This window comes from Paracoccus angustae (assembly GCF_042648745.1).
In the GTDB taxonomy this organism is placed as follows: Bacteria; Pseudomonadota; Alphaproteobacteria; order Rhodobacterales; family Rhodobacteraceae; genus Paracoccus; species Paracoccus angustae.
Genome location: NZ_JBHRXY010000019.1, coordinates 17,020 through 32,619, shown reverse-complemented (window position 1 = coordinate 32,619; position 15,600 = coordinate 17,020). Strand labels below are relative to the sequence as shown.

Genomic DNA, 15,600 nt, shown 5'->3' with positions numbered 1-15,600 from the left:
CGCCTCATCCTATGCTATCCTTTTTCAGCAGCAAGTTGCAAACGCTGACGTGATGATACCCGAGCTTTGACGCGAGGCCTTCATGAAGACCGCATGTATCGGCACAGCCGTCTGGCTCCTTTGCGGAACAACCCTTCAAGCTGGCGGTGTCGAGCGGAGCAGCCAGTTCATCGGTCCTCTTTTCGAGGCAGGCAACTATCTCGAGCTGAGTTATGGCCATGTCTCGCCCGCCATCACAGGAACAGACCTGCCGCTTGGCCTCTATTCCGGTGGTGAGCGCACTGGCGATGTTGCGTCTTCCTACGACAACTTCGGCTTTGCCTATAAGCATCAGTTCAATGATCTCTGGTCAGCCGCCATCATCCTGGACCAGCCATTCGGGGCCGATATCGCTTATCCAGCCAGTGGTTCGTTCAATCTCGGCGGAACCGGCGTTGTCATCAACAACACCGATCTGACCGGTATTATTCGCTTTGCTGTTCCGGAAAGCGGCTTCGGAGTTCACGCGGGTCTCCGCGGAGCGCGCACGGATGGACGCGTGACCTTGGCGGGGGCAGCGTTCGGTCCCATCAGCGGCTACCGTGTCGATGTGGACAGAGATATCGCTTATGGGTGGCTGGCCGGGGTGTCGTGGGAAAGACCGGACATCGCCGCTCGTGTGTCCCTGACCTATAATGCGGTGATAGAGCATGACTTCGACATCTCTGAGACCGGTCCTCTTGTGGATCCCGATGGACCCGGCCCCGCGCCGGCCTTGCCGCTTCTGGACGGACGTTCCAGCTTAACGGTCAAGACGCCGAAATCCTGGAACCTCGAGTTCCAGACCGGCATCGATCCTGACACCCTTATCTTCGGCTCCATCCGGTGGGTGGATTGGTCTGACTTCCGCGTGGATCCTGAGAAGCTCTTTCAGGTGACCGGGAGCGGCCTTGTGGATCTTGACGACACCACCACCTTCACCATCGGCGTGGGCCGTACATTCACCAAGACCTGGTCTGGCGTGGCCAGCTTCACCTACGAGAAGTCCGGCAATGACCTTGTCTCGCCGCTGGCTCCGGCCAACGGCCGGAAGGGCGTCAGTCTGGCGGCCATCTACACGCAAGACAGGATCAGGATCACGACCGGCATCAGTTATACCAAGCTGGGGGATACCCGACCCGAGACCGGCACGCCTGACACAGCCCGTGCCGAGATCGACGGCAGCCACGCATGGGGCGTCGGCATACGGGTCGGCTACAGTTTCTGAGGGCAGAGCGTACTGGGCATCTCCGAAATCTTAGTCCTTTGCGCCGTGGCCTGCCGCGCTCTCGTAATGACTGGGCGTTCGCCCAGCGTCAGATTGGCAAAAGCGCACTGCACCAGATCATCCGGAGCCACACCAGAACCGTGTTGCGTGATACATTCGGAAAAAGGGTGCCGCGCCCCAGGAGCATCGGCACCGCATTGCCCTACAAAACCATAGTTGCCGGAACTCATGACCTTTGGGATGTCGCTCCCCTTCTCGACAGCGAAGCCCTACTGGTCCAGGCCCAGCTTGGCTTTCAGCGCATCGATGCGTTTCGAAGCCGCCGCCTTGCTGATGGTGTCGTCAAAGGCGTCGGGATCCTCGGCCTGTTCGCTCAACGTCTTGAGATAGGACGCCTGGGCGCCGGTCATGGGGTCTTCGCCGCTGACCCAGCTGTCGGGATCTTTCTCGGCATTGTCGGTCGGGTGGGATTTCGGGTTTTCATCGGCCATGGGGCACTGCCTTTCTCAGGATGCTGCAAGGAAACACGCGCCTCATGTTCTGGTTCCGTTCTTGTCCATCCAGAAGCCCGAAGGACATGAGCAGCAAGGCGAGGCTGATGAAGGTGTCTCTGGTAAAGCTGACCTCATAATCAGCCAGAGAAGAACCGATCAGGTGATGAGGATAAGACCAACCCTCTTTGTGGACGCCGTGTATGCCGGTCGGTTCGGAGGCATTGCTCCAGCATGGGTGTCCATCATGAAAAAGCGGCAGCACCCAGGGAGGAGGGGGTGCTGCCGCGGAACGCAGGCCCAGGGAGGGGCCGCGTATGGGTGCGGCAAGGCCAGGGAGGAGGAGAGGCCGTTGCCGCCAACGATCGGACCCTTAGGAGGAGGAGAGGTCCGTCGCATCGGGTGCCGCAAATGGAGCGGCTATGTGGAGGCGGCATCCTCTGGCAGAAGAATGCCACTAGTCCCGGCCCGGGGGAGGAGGAGGGGCGGGATGGTCTATATCTTACTTCGAACCCCAGGCGGCTTCGTGAGCCAGGCGGGTGATCATCGCGCGGCTGATGCCCAGGTCCGCCAGGTCGCGGTTGGTCAGGGCGTTCAGTTCACGCACGGTCTGGCGATAGATCACGCGGCGGGCGCGGTTTTCCTGCATGTGCTGGATCGCAGCCATCAAACGGCCAGCGATGCCAGAGGTGGCAGCGGCGTTGTGGGTCTGGGCGATAGCAGCCATGGCGGGTTTCCTTTTCAGCGTCTTTGTTCTTGCAACTGCGCTTGGCCCGGATTGGCCTTGCGCCCTTTCGATGGTCGAAAGATGGCGCTAACGCTGCAGATGCACAACCGATCCTTCGGGGATGCTGCCATGCAGCATCTGCAAGGGAAGGACTGAAGCTGCGGACATCCCTCCCGCGGCCGATGGCGTGGGGCCTGTAGGATACATCCGTTCAGGATCGTTTGTGCTTCAAGAGCAGGCGTTGCTTGCCCATTCTCTTTGCTGGATGCCGATGATCAAAACACGCCCTGCAGCAATCAGCTTTGAAGGGACGACTTGACGTGTTTCAAGAGGAACACGCCTGACGAAACTGTCAGGTGGGCAGCTGCCTTAAGGGAAACACCTGAGGTCTTCATCGGAAAGGGCTCCCGGAAGGCTGACCCTGGTTGTGCCCTCCCCTTTGACAGCGGGAGGATATGGAGGGTGGGGTGCGGATTGCGGATGTCTGATCCGTTCGCCCGCAACAGTTCGGAACTTGGATCAGGACCTGGCTGGCATATATCTGCTGGCACAACATGGTCGAAGATGCGGAAAGATGTCGAATGCGCTGCTCCGGCAAGGCCCGCGATGAAGACCAGACGCAGTGCAACGTCGGGTCAGGCCACGGCGCCGCGCTCTTGTTTGGTGAGGATTGTGGATGGCGCAGGTGATGACCCCGGATACCCACAATCCGACCGAGGTTCTGGCCGGTCCGGTCGAGCGGGTCACCTTCCACAGTCCCGAGAGCGGCTTTTGCGTGCTCAGGGTCAAGGCGCGCGGGCACCGGGACCTGGTCACCGTGGTGGGCCATGCCGCGATGATCTCGGCGGGCGAATGGATCACTGCCTCGGGTGTCTGGCTCAACGACCGCACCCATGGCCTGCAGTTCAAGGCGCAGTTTCTCAAGGCCTCGGCGCCCTCGTCCGTGGAGGGCATCGAGAAGTATCTCGGCTCCGGCATGATCCGGGGGATCGGTCCGGTTTATGCCCGGCGGCTGGTGAAGGCCTTCGGCACCGATGTCTTCGATGTCATCGAGGCCGAGCCCGAGCGCCTGCGCGACGTGGGCGGCATCGGCCCTGTCCGGGCCGCCAGGATCACCGCCGGCTGGGCGGACCAGAAGGTCATCCGCGAGATCATGGTCTTTCTCCATGGGCATGGCGTGGGAACGGCACGCGCGGTACGGATCTTCAAGACCTACGGCACGGATGCCGTGCAGGTGATGAGCGAGAACCCCTATCGCCTGGCTCGCGACATCCGCGGCATCGGCTTTCGCACGGCAGACACCATCGCCGAAAAGCTCGGGATCGAGAAGACCGCCGCCATCCGCATCCGGGCAGGCGTGTCCTTTGCCCTGAGCGAGGCCATGGGCGACGGCCATTGCGGACTGCCGCGCGCCGAGTTGACCGGCCTTGCCGAGACGCTGCTGGACGTGCCCCCTGCCCTTATCGAGAACGCCATCGGCGACGAGCTTGCGGAAGGTTCTGTCACCGCGGACCGAGTGGGCGAGGCGGACTGCATCTTCCTGACCGGGCTTTATGGGGCCGAGCGCGCCATTGCCGGCCACCTCGGGCGCCTCGGCACCGGCCCCCTGCCCTGGCCCGTCATCGATACCGATCGTGCCCTGCCCTGGATCGAGGAGAAGACCGGCCTCATCCTGGCCCCGAGCCAGGCCGAGGCGATCCGCCTGGCGCTCAAATCCAAGGTCACGGTAATCACCGGCGGACCCGGTGTGGGCAAGACCACCATCGTGAACGCCATCCTGCGCATCCTCGCGGCCAAGGGTGTGAAGCTCCTGCTCGCAGCGCCCACCGGCCGCGCTGCCAAGCGGATGACCGAGACCACCGGGCTGGAGGCCCGGACCATCCACCGCCTGCTGGAGTTCGATCCCAAGGCCTTCGCCTTCAAGCGCAACGAGGACAGCCCACTCGACTGCGAGCTGCTGGTGGTCGACGAAAGCTCAATGGTCGACGTGCCGCTCATGCAGTCGCTCATGAAGGCCGTGCCCACAACCGCAGCACTTCTGATGGTAGGCGACATCGACCAGCTGCCCTCGGTCGGCCCCGGCCAGGTGCTGGCCGACATCATCGGCTCGGGCGCTGTGCCGGTGGTGCGCCTGACCGAGGTCTTCCGCCAAGCCGCACAAAGCAAGATCATCACCACCGCGCATGCGATCAATGCCGGTCGGATGCCGGAGCTCGCGCACCCGGACACGGCTTCGGACTTCTACTTCGTGCCGGCTGGCGATCCCGAGGAGGCCGTGGCCCGCATTGTGGAACTGGTCAGCCGGCGCATCCCGCGGCGGTTCGGCCTCGATCCGATCAAGGACATCCAGGTCCTGTGTCCCATGAACCGGGGCGGTGTCGGCGCCCGCTCGCTCAACATCGAGCTGCAGAAGGCATTGAACCCCGCCGGCGACAAGAAGATCGAGCGCTTCGGCTGGACCTTTGCGCCGGGCGACAAGGTCATGCAGGTCGAGAACGACTATGACAAGGACGTCTACAACGGTGATATCGGCACCATCGCCGATGTCGATGCGGATGAAGGCGAACTGGCGGTCCGCTTTGACGATCGCACGGTTGTCTTCGCCTTTGGCGAACTCGACACCCTGGTGCCGGCCTATGCCGCCACCATCCACAAGAGCCAGGGATCAGAGTACCCCGCCGTGGTCATCCCGGTGATGACCCAGCATTACACCATGCTGCAGCGCAACCTCCTTTATACGGGCGTGACCCGTGGCCGGAAGCTGGTGGTACTGGTCGGTCAAAAGCGCGCCGTGGCGATCGCGGTCAAGAATGCCGCGGGACGCCGCCGCTGGTCGAAGCTCGACGAGTGGCTGACTGCTGGTCAGGCGCGCTGACGGTATCCTGGGCCTTCAGCTTGTCAACGAACCGATCCCCTGCACAAGGAGCGTACAAGTTCGCTGCGAGCCGAGAGGGCGGCGTATCTTCATCACAAGGCCGCTAGGCCCTTTGCCACCCTCAGTCCCGCTCGCGTCCATGGGGGTCGATCAGCCAACCGCTCGCGGCAGGAACGATGGCGGCAAGATCGCCATACTGCTCGACGAACTCACGGTCGGCCTCCGCTTGGCGCGCCCTGTGCAGATCGGGCGACAGCTGGCCGCGGGCGCCGCAGCGCCATTCATCAGGTGCCTTGCCGCAAGTGGGGCATCCAACCGCCAGGGCCGGATGTTGATGCGCGGTGAAGTTGGGCATGGACGTGTCCTCCCTATGTCATGGAGATGGCGTGCAGCAATGGTATGAGGCCTGCTGCCGAGGGCTTTGCCGCAACAACGGAGGGCTTCGGCGCAAGGCCACGCCTGGAACCGGTCCCGGTCGTCGCCCGGATTACCGTCCGAGGAAGCGCTGCGGCCTGTTTCTAGCATCATGGCCAAGAGTCTGCGCCTGGGCTCCCGGCAGGTCCAATGACAAATCGGAATCAATCCGCCAGCAGGGATTCGTCTCGCTGATGAGTAACGCAGGCTGCTTGGCCTGCAGGCCGTTCGACACGCGACAGAACTACCCGGCCACCAAGCAGGCGGAGCGTGATCAATGTTTGCCCAAGGGCGTGGATCAGATCCGTGTGCCATGGTCCACGCGCCGCGGGAGCTCCGGCATGTCGAAAACCCCCGCCGGCCAGTGCCAGGCCGGATAAAGACCCTCTGCCGCGATCCGACGCAGATCCTCCTCGCGATCCGCCGACATGTCCGGTGCCGGCACATAGAGCGCGATCGGTCCGTCGCCATCGAGCAGAACGGCGGTGGCAATGGGCGCATCCGCCGGCAGGTTGTAGGGCAGGCAGCGGACAAAATCCCGCTCGGCGAGGGCTTCGAGCAGCGCATGATCCCGCTCGCCCGCAAAGGGGATCCACCGGCCATCGACCGCCATCAGGGCAATCTCCCGGATCTCGGCATAACTGCCTTTCAGGGCAAAGGTCGCGATGGCCATCAGGTGACTGTTTGGCGTGGCCTCGACGAGCCGCACCTTTCGGGCGGCAGCTCTGTCGAACCGCTTGGCCGTGTCGCTGTCGACGAAAACGGAAAAGTCCGGCAGATGCTTGAAGCGGAGCTTGCGGCCGTATTGCGCGGGCTCCTGACCCTTGAGCTCGGCCACCAGCAGGCCAAGCCCCGTGGGCTTGCCCGCCACAGGCTGCAGCCTGTGGAGAAAGCGCCGCCGTTCGCTTGCCAGGCGCTCCTTGTCCTCTAGGACGTAGGGAGGCGGAACAAAGAGGATGTCCGACAGCGGCCCAGACCGGGTTCGGGCGCGGGCCAACACAAGGCAGAGCTCGCGGTGCACGATCCACCAGCTGCGCCGTCCGTAAGCCTTGCGCCATGTCGTCAGTCCCGCAGCGTCCCAAAGATAGTGCAAGAGGGCAAGGAGCCGCAGCCTGCGCGGGCTGGCGGTCACCGACACGGTATCCGCTTCACTCTCTTCGCTCGACGACGACGGCCTGCTGCCGCGCAGGGACAGCGAAAAGCCGAGCCTGAGCATCGTATCGCCTGCCTCGTCCGTGACGATGGCCTGTCCGGAGAGTGGCCCAAGCCCCGAGAGCTCCGGGGGTGGATCGAAGGACGGGCAGGCAAGGTCATGCGTATGTCCGGTGCCGGGCATGCGCTTGAGGTGAAACACACCATTGATCAGGGCCACATACATGGGCGGTTCAGCCTCGCAGCACTGGCACAGCGGCCTGGCATGACCGTCATGCGCCCGGGCGAGGATCCCTTGCAGCTCGGGCGCATCGTCGCAAAAGCGGACATGCCCCAGCCGGTAGCATCTGCCCTCAGCGTTCATCGTCCGCTCCCTCCCGGTGCGGCCGGTCCCCTGCCCTGCGCCAGTCCGCCGGCCGCATGAAGCTGCCGCGCCACATGCCTGCCCCCCTGGCCTCCGCCTCACGCGCGGCCGCCCTGTACCGGCCCTGCTCATCGCCCGCGGGAATGGCCCATCCCTCGCGGACCAGCCACGCGGCCAGATCGGTGCCGCCTGTGGAGCAGCGTGCCAGATCGCGGCCGTAGCGGTCCGGACCCGCGACATGGCAGGATACCGGCTGCCGAGCGATGCGCGCCGCTAGGGCTTGTCTGGCAGCCCCGCCGCAGGGCCATGTCTCCCCGGCGGCGTCATAGCAGGTCTGGTCCCGTTCGGGGGCGTCTATGCCGAGGATGCGGATCCGCCACCCGCCGATAACAAGCGTGTCGCCATCGATCACCCGCGCAGGGCCTGTCACACGAGTCGCAGGGGTCATTTGCTCCTGCCCAGCCAGCACGAGCATTGCCGCCACGAGGACAAGCAGGGCGAGCCAAGCCGCTTTGCTCATTTCGGCCTCCCGTCTGACGGCGGCTGCGGATCGACCCCGAGACGCGCCCGGAGGTCAAGCGCTGTCGCACGCTGCACGAAGGTCTCGCGCGCGGCGGAAACGGCGCGGCCCCGCGCGAGGCTATCCTGCCATGCCTGATCCAGGCACTGGAAATGCTGGGTCAATGCCGAGAAGTACCGCTCGAAATCAGCCGCCACCAGATCGACATAGGCTTCGATATCCGCGTCTCGCTCCGGAACCCAGGGCTCCTCGGGTGGAACGCAGACCGGAGCCTGCGCCTTTGCGGCAGGAGTGATCAAAAGCATCGACAGCAGGGCGGCGGTGATGAAGCGATGATGCGTCACAACGCCTCCTCCCGGCGCCGGCGTTCGCTGAGGCCGATCAGACTGCCCATCATGTTCAGGTGACCCTGCAGCCAGGCCCGCGTCATGCCCCGCAGATAGCCGCCGGGGCTGATGATCGGCGCCACGGGATCGTCTCGGCGCGCGTCAAGGATCAGCATGGCCACCGTTGCGCCGTCCTCGCCCATGGCCGTGCAGGCATCGGACCAGGCGGAGGAGTGAATGCTCAGTTCCAGCACACGCCGCTCCGCCGTCCAGATGAAGTCATGAAACCTCAGGCGCTCGGGATCAGCCCGCCCGGACAGGTAGAACTGCATCTCGGGTGAGGCGAGCCGGAACAGCCGCTCAGGGCCGAGTTTGATAAGCCATTCGCGTCCGGCAGCGTTCGGCCCACCCTTACGCCTGTCCTCGGCGTCTGTTGTGCTGCTCACCCGTCTCGGGCGAGAAGGGTGGCCGAGCGTCGGCTCCACCGCAAACCGTCTGCCCTCGGTGCGGGCATCACAAGACAAGGAAAAATCTTCGCTTGTATCTTGTAAATGGGACCGCTCGTTTTCGAGCGGTTGATCGACTGATTTCCGGAGCGTTGCGAGCAGATCGAGGGCGGCTCGCGTCAGGGTATCCGCTTCCCTTTCGTGCGCGGCAAGCGCATCCAGCGTCATGGCATGCAGCCGGTCGGCGCGAGGCCAGGCAGCCCAGGCATCCTCCATGGCTTGGACGCGGGCATCCTGGGAGGCAACGTCGCGGAGCTGCTCCAGAGCCCGGCGGAGACAGCGCCAATGAGTACTGCGTTGACCCCGAAGATAGATGGCCTTGTGCCGTGCTGTGGTCAGCTGCGCATCGAGAGCAAGCAAATCGGAAAACCGGTCAATGACACCACTGAAGAACAATCCGGTTCCGGCTTGGCGGGATCGGCTGCCATTTGCGGCTGTCCTTCGCTCGAGAAGCCCTGCCTGTTCGAGCCGTGCCGTGTGCGCACGCAGCCGTGCCTCGGAGAGAGCAAGCATCTTTGCCAGTTCGGACGCAGCAGCATAAACGCTTGGCTCTCGGTCGGGCTCTACCCAATCTGTCGGCCGGGTCATGGCAGCCAGCCGGGTCCACGTATGGGCCGCTGCCCGGCCAACGCCGAGATGCGGGGCGACCCGCTCCACAAGGTGAATGAAAGCGTCGCGCTGCCATCCAAATGGTAGGATTGGGTAGGTTGGGAGATCGTGATGGGAATGGGCCTTTGCTGTGAACGTTCGTGCCATTTGCTCCTCGGGAACTGGGAGCACGGGAGCCGCAGCCAAAACGCATTCGTTCGCACGGATGCGTTTTCACGCTTGATTTTTGGGACGGATTCAATCACGATCGCTCCTAACAAGTAGAGCTGATACAGGTCTGCAAACCTGTGTTATTGAACCTCCCCTCGTGCGGACCCCGCGCGGGGGTTTTCTATGTCTCAGTGATCGTTTGTATGACCTCGTTGTCCCTTCTTTTCGTCGTGGACTGCTCAACGGCCGGTACAGGCATCAGTAGCTCACCCACTCCATGGAATATGCACCGGTGTAATCCTGCATGCGCAGCACGACGGCCCGAAAGCTTGGACCGTACTCACTTAACAGCGTGCTCCCGGTTCTGGCCCGAACTGTGGGGTCCAGCCATGCAGGCCAGTCCTCCTCGTCAACGCTTTGCCGCACAAGGCGACCAGACGCATCGTAGGTGCCTCGCACAGTATCCAGATACATGTCCCGCCCTCCACTGCCGCTCGTCACGGACTTGGCAAGATACCAGACCTCGATCGCGTCACGGTATGCCGCGACGTCCGGCGACAAGGTCCCCGCGCCGTCAGCCGGCAGGTCGGGACTGCTCCCCATGGGACATCGCCAGAGTTGCAACGGCGGCTCGATGGGCCAGGGGGTGATGCGACGGATGACCTCGGCTTTGGCGGCCGAGCATTCGGCCGATGCCGGAAAGCCGCCAGCCATGCAGAGCAAGATGGCGCAATCGATAGGATAGGCGAGGGCAGAAGAGGGGGTGAGTGCCGGGACTGCGACAATCAGCCCGGCCGTGACGATGTTGCGTATGTGCCAGCAATCCATATCATTGAACCTATCTGCACTGCAGATCGGTATTATGATTACTCCCCTTGTCCCTACGTGGCAACCGGCGATTGCGAGTACGTCCGCGGGCGGATGGCCCTCGAAGGATCGAAGAAAAAGTTTTCGGGAACAGAAATCTGGGAAAACTCACCCGTGTTCCAGCGATAAAGCGCACGGGTTGTCTGACCCTCGACAACCGTTTTCGTGAGGACCGCTTCCCGTTTTGTCGTCTGATCCTGATGCATCATCTATCCCTCCACCCAGTGGGCAATCTCTCGGCCCGCAAAAGAGGGGCTTGTGTCAGGTCTCGTTCACGCTCGAACTGACAAAACCCTTTCTGCACCCCCGGTAGCTGTGCTTCCATAAGGAAAGAAGTCACGAGAGGATATGAAATCAGGCGAAACGAAACGAAATGGAACCCGCCACTCCTTTCAAAAAGAACAATAAGTTTTTTCTGCCACCCCCAAAAGACGGGAGTGACTTCAAGGAACTCTTCGCCCGAATAGCTGCCGTCGGTGCGGGTCGGCCAGCGGACAACGATGGGTTTCCCGCTGGCCCATGGACGCCCGAGCTTCTTGCAGAAGCAATCTCACAGATCGAGGGAAATCGGGATGGGGTGGATCTGAGAACGGTGCAGCTTTGGTTTCAGGAGAACGACAAGGGCATCAGCCCTAGCAACATCCGATGGCTGGCGAGAATTCTAGGATGTGATGATCCGGTCGCGACCGGCGATTGGCAGGTAGAACTCAGCACGGCGCAATCACGGCTGACAGCCAGGAGACGGAAGCAGACCGGCGGCGATGGGCTCAGTGCCTTGGAGAACACAGATACGGCTCCATCTGCGTCCTCCCGTAACGAGGCAGCCCCGCCGCCAGAGACATCAAGCGAGAACATCCCTGCTGGATCGTTTCGACGCTTCAGCCTGGCAAGTCGATCCGAGGCACTCTTCAGTCGCCGATCCTTGCTGGATTTGCCGGCAACGGTGTTTGCGGGCGCCGTGGCACTGGGCTTCCTGTCGTACGTTGTCGATATTCATAGCGTTATCTATGACCAACCGAACGAAGGGACCAAGCAGGTGGGGTTTCTGTGGGCGCCGAATTGGACAATTCTCTTCCTGGTGATCCTTCCCCTGTATCTCATGTTCGCGGGTGAATTAATCGCCTACTGGAAAGAAGAAGGGCGCGTGAAGTTTACACGGGGACGAAAAGACCAGTGTACCCGTGACTGGATGCGCCGCATTGAAGATTATTCATATCCATACTGGGCAAGTCTTCTTGTTTGTTTGCTCATTGCCTCTGTAGCGCAATGGATCAACGAGTGCTTGGTCCCGCTGCTGACGAGCGATCCGGGCAACTTTGGTGTGGACTGGGGCCGTATAGCAATTCTTCGTCCAGACATTATATCGGTTCCAGAGGCAATCGTCTTCACTGGCGCTGCATACCTCTATATGGGTATATGCTTCTTTATTTTCTTCGCAGGCCTGATTTTACTCTTCACGCTGGCTCATGATTTATCAAAGATCGGACAGACGTCAGAACTCTGGTCAACTGCCGACAATCAGAAAGAACTTCTTGAGGCCTGCACCAGAGTGATGCTTGGCATATACCGATGCACCATTTTAGGGCTTCTCATTGCAATCTGCATGAAGCTTCAAAACATGTTCATGTTGTCGCGGGCAGAGACCATCGTCACGTGGTTTGTTGACGACCTGATGTCGGCCGTGATCGGACAACAAGCAAGCACTGATCGCCTCTCCTACAGTAGACCCACACTTTATAGCAGCCTTCTCGTCGCATTGACGACGTGTGCAGTCTTCCTGCATGGAGCCGCTCGAGTTCGCTCGATTTTTGCCAAGGCAAAAGCGCTCAATAATGCTGACGCTTCACATGAAAAGCGGCAAGGTGATACCTTCGGCCAGCCTGGTGTGCGTTTGGGAATGATGTTTGGGGTTGTGGGGCTGCTTGTAGCTACCTACCTGCTCATCGATGTCTTCACCGGCTTTTCCATCTTGCTAAGCCTCGGCGGGCTTCTCGCGATATACAGTTTGATCAATCCAGCTTTTCGGCTGGGAAGATGAGCGAGAGGACGATCCCCATGTACCACAGCTGGCTTGATCGTTGGGATGAACGCCGAGCGCAGCGCGGAGAGGAAGGAAAGAAGGCAACGGACTTTGTCCTTGCTTCCGAATTGGCCTTCCCAAGGGCCGGCAGCGTCGCCAGTGTTGCAGACTTTTGTGACCTTGCCGATCAAGCCGTTGCAGACCCTTCGTACTTCGATGAACCGATTGGACCTGATATATCCATCGAAGCTCGAAATGGATGGATCAGTTTCCCCTCAGATATCGCCACGGAGACTAACGAGAACAATACGGCGTTCGCTAAGATTACAACCGGCAGGTCTTTGGATCAGGCGTTGGTCGTGTTCCATCATTGGAATGCACGATCCCGGAATGATCTGCTAGCAAGGTTTTTTTCTCGGCAAGGTGTAACGGTTGTTGAGATCGCCCTGCCCTATCACCTCGAACGCAAGCGTCCGGCCTCCTTTCATGCCGACTATATGCTTAGTGCCAATCTCGGCAGAACGATCCGGTCCGTAAAGCAAGCAGTACTGGATGGCAGGAAGCTCATACGATGGCTCAGGGCCGAGGGTTACAAGGGGATATCCGTACTCGGAATAAGTTTAGGCTCTTGGGTAGCAGGACTGATCGCAGCGCACGATATCACCGTCAAGAAAGCTGCGTTGTTTTTGACGGCAGGAAGTCTTGCCGATATGGTTTGGACCGGTCGTGCAACACAATCGATCCGGGAGAGCTTGGAGTCCAAGATCAATTTACGTGATCTAAACAGGGCTTGGGGTCCATTGAACCTGGAGAACTACACCGACAAGCTAGCTCGGCCAGATTTGGACATTTTGATTGTTCTGGCCTTGAGAGACAAGGTTGTGTTACCTGAACTGTCGAAGCGGTTTGTCGACCGGCTGAAAGACGCCGGAGCCACGCTGGATATCCTGGAAGCAAACTGCGGCCATTATTCTTTATCAATCCCCCCTTATGTTATTTTATCCGGATTGAAATTAAGGGCATTACTCCGTCGGTACCCCTGAAGGATTTGGACTTTCGTTTTCTTGCATAGGTCCTCTCCGTCATCGCGAGCCCGGTGAGAGGGTGGCAATGATCACCAGCGCTAAGATGCGCAACGACGCCTGGTTGTTCGTCGATATGTCTGCTGGGGCAGGCTTGGCAGCAGACACCTTCGTCGGGACCGTCATGGTTCGTGGTGGCTAAACTGGCTGGAAGCCGCTGCTGGCAGCATGCGCGGGTAGAGTCACCGGCGGACGCGAAATGGGCAGTCTCAGGTTGCCTCGAACAGTTTCGTTCTGGCGAAATCTCCCCGGCATCAAGCTGCTCAAATATCAGCTAAAGTTGAGCGGAAGACGATCACATCGATCGAGTTGCCATAGCTTGAAGAGTCTTGGCCAACACGGATAACAAAGACTCGGCAGCCGGGGTGGAAACCAATATTTTACCTACTTGCCTTGTGAATACGTATTTTGATAGTCTGACGTGGACGCGTCAGACTGCATTGTGGAGCGCGTCGCATGACCAACCAAGTCCAGGTTAGCAACGAGGTGCTCACCCTTGACATGTGCAGAGAGAAACTTCTGGACGGCTGGGAGCTTCACGTCGTCTGTGCCGAAGATCCTGTCCCAGCACAAAACACGGTTCGGGGCTCGTGGTACCTGGTGGCCTTTGAGCCGGAAACAGGTCGTTTCGGTGTGGTCGTCACGCAGAGGGACCTATACCGCGAACGGCGACGGGCTGAGCAATCTGGTCGTAAGCTTGATCCGTCAGATTACGCGTACAAAGAAATCAAGACCACCACCGGATTGTTCAACGCCCAGATGGATTTGGGCATCACCGCCACAGTCATTCCTGGAGCCAAAGGCATCACCATGGTCGCGCGGCTCTAGCTCAGGCAATCAAGGCGCCTCAAGGGCGTCCGCGTTTCAGAATAGATATCGTCCAGACCGCGGGAATTTTGCTTCTGTTCTCGTCACGGATCCTGCGACCTCCGTCAAACGCGGGCAACACAGGTCTCTCAGGACAGCGATCCTCATCAGTCTGATCGGACTTGTCTCGCCTGCCGCAGCCGACGTCATCCGCTTTGATGCAAGCGGAAGGCAGATCGATATCCCGGGTTCCAGTTCTGTACAGCGCTTCGATGCTGATGGCCGTCGCATCAACCTGCATATGCGAGAAGGGGAAGCCCTCGAAAAGGGAGCGGCCAACTCCGGCAGTACCATGATGCTCTTGGCTCCGCAGGATGCATCGCGATCTGCCCTGCCTGCCTCTGCCAGTCGCTCATCCGGCATTGCTGCCACACGAGCCGTGGCGCTCCGCTACCAGCACCACCCTGCCCTGACGCAGAATGATATTCCGCCCCGGGAGTGGGCCGCTCTGTTTCAGGCCCTGGTCTGGCAGGAGTCGCGCTTCAACCCGCGCGCCCGGAGTTCCAAGGGTGCCATAGGCTACGCCCAACTGATGCCGGGTACGGCCGCCAAGCTCGGCGTGAACCCGCACGATCCCATGCAGAACCTTGATGGCGGCGCCCGCTACCTGCTCCTGCAATTGCAGGTGTTCCGCTCGCCCTTGCTGGCGCTTGCCGCCTACAATGCCGGGCCGGGAGCCGTCGAACGCTATCGCGGCGTCCCGCCCTATCGGGAAACCCGTGACTACGTGATCCGCGTGCTGGCGGAACGCGACCGCCTCCTCCGAAACTAGGAAAGGCCACCCTCATGGTTTCGATGCGTTTCCTGATGTTCTTCCTCCTCGCCGCGCTCCTGGTGACCGCTGTAGCCGGCGACGCCCTGGCGCAATCGGGCGTGGACTTCTCGAAAGCCGACACGGTCGGCAACGACTTCGTCGCCTGGATCCGCGGCAACATCGCCACCGTGTTCTTCACGGTGGCCATTGTTCTGGCCGGCTTCGCGGCCGCCTTCAACAAGATCAGCTGGATGTGGGTACTGATGATTGCCGTCGGTGCCCTCCTGGTCTTCGGTGCCCCAGGCTTTGTCGCGGACCTGAAGGCGGTCTTCAGCTGATGGAACGCCATGCTGTCATTCTCGGGCTGTCGCGTCAGGCCAAGCTTCTGGGCCTGCCGATGCCCTACACGATGGCGGTCGGCGCGCTTGTCATGCTGCCCTTCATCTGGGTCAAGGCCGCTTCCTGGCTGCTGACCGCACCCCTCTGGTACGGCCTTGCCCGCCTGATCACCGCGATCAACCCGAACGGCCACAAGGCCCTGTCGGTGGTGATGAGGAAGACCCCGCCGCCCCTCTCCCGCAGGAAACGGAGGGCGGGCCGCCATTATGTTTAGCGCCCGATCTCTCCCGG

Annotated in this window: 16 protein-coding genes; 8 read left to right on the top strand and 8 right to left on the bottom strand. The window is 61.0% G+C overall.

Annotated features, from left to right (window positions below):
* Nucleotides 1-82: 82 nt before the first annotated feature.
* Complete coding sequence (locus ACFOM8_RS16780) at nucleotides 83-1,246, top strand: OmpP1/FadL family transporter (protein WP_377763235.1); 1,164 nt, start codon at nucleotides 83-85, stop codon at nucleotides 1,244-1,246.
* Between the two features lie 269 nt (nucleotides 1,247-1,515).
* Here ACFOM8_RS16780 and ACFOM8_RS16775 read toward each other — a convergent pair whose 3' ends face one another.
* A complete protein-coding gene (locus ACFOM8_RS16775) occupies nucleotides 1,516-1,737 on the bottom strand; it encodes a DUF3072 domain-containing protein (RefSeq protein ID WP_377763234.1) in 222 nt (73 codons plus the stop codon).
* Nucleotides 1,738-2,239: 502 nt separating this feature from the next.
* A complete protein-coding gene (locus tag ACFOM8_RS16770; protein WP_377763232.1) occupies nucleotides 2,240-2,464 on the bottom strand; it encodes a DUF1127 domain-containing protein in 225 nt (74 codons plus the stop codon).
* A gap of 676 nt (nucleotides 2,465-3,140) precedes the next feature.
* Between ACFOM8_RS16770 and recD2 the strand changes: the two genes are divergently transcribed.
* Nucleotides 3,141-5,339, top strand: coding sequence for an SF1B family DNA helicase RecD2 (gene recD2 / locus ACFOM8_RS16765; protein WP_377763231.1), 2,199 nt, complete (start codon nucleotides 3,141-3,143; stop codon nucleotides 5,337-5,339).
* Nucleotides 5,340-5,460: 121 nt separating this feature from the next.
* Here recD2 and ACFOM8_RS16760 read toward each other — a convergent pair whose 3' ends face one another.
* The 6 genes from ACFOM8_RS16760 to ACFOM8_RS16735 all read right to left on the bottom strand — a co-directional run bounded on the left by ACFOM8_RS16760 (nucleotide 5,461) and on the right by ACFOM8_RS16735 (nucleotide 10,208).
* Complete coding sequence (locus ACFOM8_RS16760; RefSeq protein ID WP_377763229.1) at nucleotides 5,461-5,694, bottom strand: hypothetical protein; 234 nt, start codon at nucleotides 5,692-5,694, stop codon at nucleotides 5,461-5,463.
* A gap of 357 nt (nucleotides 5,695-6,051) precedes the next feature.
* Nucleotides 6,052-7,269, bottom strand: a complete 1,218-nt coding sequence (locus ACFOM8_RS16755) for a DUF1173 family protein (RefSeq protein WP_377763228.1) — start codon at nucleotides 7,267-7,269, stop codon at nucleotides 6,052-6,054.
* Nucleotides 7,259-7,789, bottom strand: coding sequence for a thermonuclease family protein (locus tag ACFOM8_RS16750; RefSeq protein ID WP_377763226.1), 531 nt, complete (start codon nucleotides 7,787-7,789; stop codon nucleotides 7,259-7,261). The genes ACFOM8_RS16755 and ACFOM8_RS16750 overlap by 11 nt, the downstream gene beginning before the upstream one ends.
* Complete coding sequence (locus ACFOM8_RS16745) at nucleotides 7,786-8,133, bottom strand: hypothetical protein (protein ID WP_306609280.1); 348 nt, start codon at nucleotides 8,131-8,133, stop codon at nucleotides 7,786-7,788. Before ACFOM8_RS16745 ends, ACFOM8_RS16750 begins: the two co-directional genes overlap by 4 nt.
* Nucleotides 8,130-9,377, bottom strand: coding sequence for a replication initiation protein RepC (repC, locus tag ACFOM8_RS16740; protein WP_377763225.1), 1,248 nt, complete (start codon nucleotides 9,375-9,377; stop codon nucleotides 8,130-8,132). The genes ACFOM8_RS16745 and repC overlap by 4 nt, the downstream gene beginning before the upstream one ends.
* A 261-nt stretch (nucleotides 9,378-9,638) precedes the next feature.
* Nucleotides 9,639-10,208 carry a hypothetical protein gene (locus ACFOM8_RS16735; protein WP_377763224.1) on the bottom strand — a complete coding sequence of 190 codons (570 nt, stop codon included), beginning with the start codon at nucleotides 10,206-10,208 and terminating at the stop codon, nucleotides 9,639-9,641.
* 412 nt (nucleotides 10,209-10,620) lie between these two features.
* Between ACFOM8_RS16735 and ACFOM8_RS16730 the strand changes: the two genes are divergently transcribed.
* The 6 genes from ACFOM8_RS16730 (at nucleotide 10,621) to ACFOM8_RS16705 (ending at nucleotide 15,583) form a co-directional block, all read left to right on the top strand.
* Nucleotides 10,621-12,285: an RcgA family putative transporter gene (locus ACFOM8_RS16730; RefSeq protein WP_377763223.1), complete on the top strand. Its 1,665-nt coding sequence runs from the start codon at nucleotides 10,621-10,623 to the stop codon at nucleotides 12,283-12,285.
* Nucleotides 12,282-13,310 (top strand): alpha/beta hydrolase family protein, encoded by a 1,029-nt coding sequence (locus ACFOM8_RS16725; protein ID WP_377763222.1) that lies wholly within the window; start codon nucleotides 12,282-12,284, stop codon nucleotides 13,308-13,310. Before ACFOM8_RS16730 ends, ACFOM8_RS16725 begins: the two co-directional genes overlap by 4 nt.
* Before the next feature lie 495 nt (nucleotides 13,311-13,805).
* Entirely contained in the window at nucleotides 13,806-14,177 is a 372-nt protein-coding gene (locus ACFOM8_RS16720; protein ID WP_377763221.1) for a hypothetical protein, read from the top strand.
* Nucleotides 14,178-14,457: 280 nt separating this feature from the next.
* The gene (locus tag ACFOM8_RS16715; RefSeq protein ID WP_449301501.1) at nucleotides 14,458-14,988 is read left to right on the top strand and encodes a lytic transglycosylase domain-containing protein; all 531 of its coding nucleotides are present in this window, start codon (nucleotides 14,458-14,460) and stop codon (nucleotides 14,986-14,988) included.
* Between the two features lie 14 nt (nucleotides 14,989-15,002).
* Nucleotides 15,003-15,308: a TrbC/VirB2 family protein gene (locus ACFOM8_RS16710; protein WP_377763219.1), complete on the top strand. Its 306-nt coding sequence runs from the start codon at nucleotides 15,003-15,005 to the stop codon at nucleotides 15,306-15,308.
* Nucleotides 15,308-15,583: a VirB3 family type IV secretion system protein gene (locus tag ACFOM8_RS16705; RefSeq protein ID WP_377763218.1), complete on the top strand. Its 276-nt coding sequence runs from the start codon at nucleotides 15,308-15,310 to the stop codon at nucleotides 15,581-15,583. The genes ACFOM8_RS16710 and ACFOM8_RS16705 overlap by 1 nt, the downstream gene beginning before the upstream one ends.
* Nucleotides 15,584-15,600: the final 17 nt, after the last annotated feature.